Genomic DNA, 2548 nt, shown 5'->3' on the forward strand with positions numbered 1-2548 from the left:
ATCACAATTCTATAGAGCAGAAGAGTATCATCAGCAATATCTGGAGAAGCATGGAGGAGCATCTTACAGAATAGGCTAATCTTTCACTGGTTCAGGGGGATGTTAAACCAATTCTATAGGAGTACAACAGTCAGCGAAATGATGGACAAGTTGCGTAATAACTGGCGGGATAGAGTAAAGTTATGAATTGACATTCGGTTGTGAATTCCTTTATTTAATAGACCAAGCTAAGGTTTCTTTGAGAATAGAATTTTCACCATTCCAAAGAACGATGTCTACGACGGGCTACGCCTAGGCAAAACAAAGCCGTTGATGATTATCAGAAATACCAAAAATACCATCTTCACCCCAACGGTAGGCGCGAGAACTGGCTTGATCATGGGTGAAAAGTCCCATTCAGTACCGTTAGGACTGTAGTCTTCGCAGACCCCTTCCCATTGGCGATCGCTTAAATATCAACCCATCTGCACCGAATGGCACGCTTGATAACGGCAAACCCATTATATATAAGGCTTTTGGGTGTAGTGAGTCAGAAATTTATTTGTATCCCCACTCATATAAAATTTTCTTGATTTTTCCCTACACCTAACACCCTACCCCCAATACCCAGCCCAGACGAGCTTTCAGCTTAACAAGCGTGCCATTCCCATCTGCACCAATGGGCTATGTGATGTAAGGCTTCTGCAAATCTGATTTCTTCTTGGGTTGGAGTTGTGATCATCTCACTCTGTGCATATCTGCACTTTAGTTTAGTTAATTTGCTATATGGATTATCACGTTTTTATCAAAGATGGGACTGATATTTTGATTAAAATTTGCTAGGTGAATTGATAAATAAAAATTTAGGATAAACTCAGGAAAAATTTATCTTAATTTTTATTATCAAAATAAATTATCATTCGATTGTTGTAATAATAAGCCCTCCAGAGGCTAACCTGTTTTACACACGGAGTTCGCAATGATTCGACCGACCATGCCCGATGACACAACCGCGCTGATTGCCTTAGCCGATGCAACCGGATTGTTCCAACCAAACCAACTTGAGGAGCTTGGCGAAATGTTGTCCGATTACTTCGGTTGTAGCAGCGACAGCGATTCTCTACTAGACGGCAAAGCTGAACGCTTTTGGATTACCGACGATGACAATGAGACAGTTGGGGTCGCTTACTGTGAGATGGAACGGATGACTGATCAGACGTGGAATCTACAGTTAATTGCTATCCGACCCGACCGACAAGGACAAGGACGTGGTGCGACCCTGCTACGCTACGTTGAGCAAACATTGATGAGACGCGGCGGGCGTGTACTACTGGTGGAAACGTCAGGTACGCCGGACTTCGAGCGCACGCGAGCGTTCTACCGCAAGTGCGGTTATGAAGAAGAAGCACGGATACGCGACTTCTATCAAGCGGGCGCTGACAAAATCGTTTACCGCAAGGCGCTATCCGCTCAGTCGCAGTAAGCGCTCACTTGATGCGACTGCTGTCATTGTTGTCGCAAAGCGATTGCACCTGGGCAATCCAATATTTACTTTCTCGCTTCGCTGACCCAAGCCTTGATCGGGGTTTCAGTACTTAGAGTGAAAAGTCAGGGTGACAATAGGGGCGATTCCCCATGGGTAACGACCAATCTCTTGCAAATAGATACGAATCATGTCTGGACTCAGGCTGGACATACAACTTAACTTTTTTGATATTTAGACGAATCTAAAAGTATAAATCAAATCACTGAATTAATTTTCCTGATTTAAACAGCTAAAAATATCAACCTGAGATTGCAATAGTTGAATTCAATTTAGAACGCAATCATCCATAACGGTATCCAATGAGCGCTTACATACCTCCATCCCAAAGTTCTACTTTGTGGTACTTTTTGTGATTAAACTTAACTTGTTGAGAATTAATTAGCTGGGTTATCTAGGCACACTAGTCGCGTTGAGTTCATCGCTTTTCCCTTTTCCCAAGATTATTGCTACCTTGTGTCACCTTCGATTCTTCTTCTTGCTTACTGGAGTTGACCATTTGCATCAAGTGCTGATTTAGATAGCTCTGCGCCGAGATATACAAGCTTTCCCAAATCTCTTGATTGCGGCTGATTTTTGTGCCGACTGTATTTCCTGCTGTTTTCTCTGACACCAAATATTTGCGGAAATAGTTATTCCACAGGTGTTGGAGAAAATCTTCAGCGAATTCGTTAAATGGCAGAATCCATTTATAGTCCTTGTCTAGAAATACCCGATAGGACGCAATTATCGGTAGTGGGAGGTCAGTTGGCGCACCAAACCCAAAAGAGTATTTGCGATCAGGCAATAGCGTAGTTTTACGTATATCTATTGATGCTAAATCGTTCACACCCTTTCTTCTGGGGTTGCTGATATGGTCTTGGATTATTTCGTAGAGTCTTTGCTCTATCCACAGAGCATGAGTCAAGAGAGGGAGTAAGGCGGTTAATCTTTCCCTTTCTGCGTCTGTGATGTTACTTGGAAGACTCATACCTGCTGGGTGTTTGGTTCGTTTATTGCCGTCGGGGTTGTATTTATTTCTGTCGA

Annotated in this window: 1 protein-coding gene and 1 pseudogene; one reads left to right on the plus strand and one right to left on the minus strand. The window is 42.9% G+C overall.

Annotation, left to right across the window (positions count from 1 at the left end; all coding sequences use genetic code 11):
• The first annotated feature begins 958 nt into the window (after positions 1-958).
• Positions 959-1462 carry a GNAT family N-acetyltransferase gene (locus HWQ38_RS01120; protein ID WP_292789342.1) on the plus strand — a complete coding sequence of 168 codons (504 nt, stop codon included), beginning with the start codon at positions 959-961 and terminating at the stop codon, positions 1460-1462.
• A 478-nt stretch (positions 1463-1940) separates the two neighbouring features.
• On the opposite strand, the pseudogene HWQ38_RS01125 reads toward HWQ38_RS01120, so the two are convergent.
• Positions 1941-2548, minus strand: a pseudogene (locus HWQ38_RS01125) (abortive phage infection protein); the annotation flags it as partial.

The sequence above is a fragment of the Nostoc sp. NMS7 genome (assembly GCF_017115085.1).
Taxonomy (GTDB): domain Bacteria; phylum Cyanobacteriota; class Cyanobacteriia; order Cyanobacteriales; family Nostocaceae; genus Nostoc.

Coding starts and splice junctions, on each gene's coding strand:
- HWQ38_RS01120 (WP_292789342.1), top strand. CDS start 959: ATGATTCGACCGACCATGCCCGATGACACAACCGCGCTGATTGCCTTA.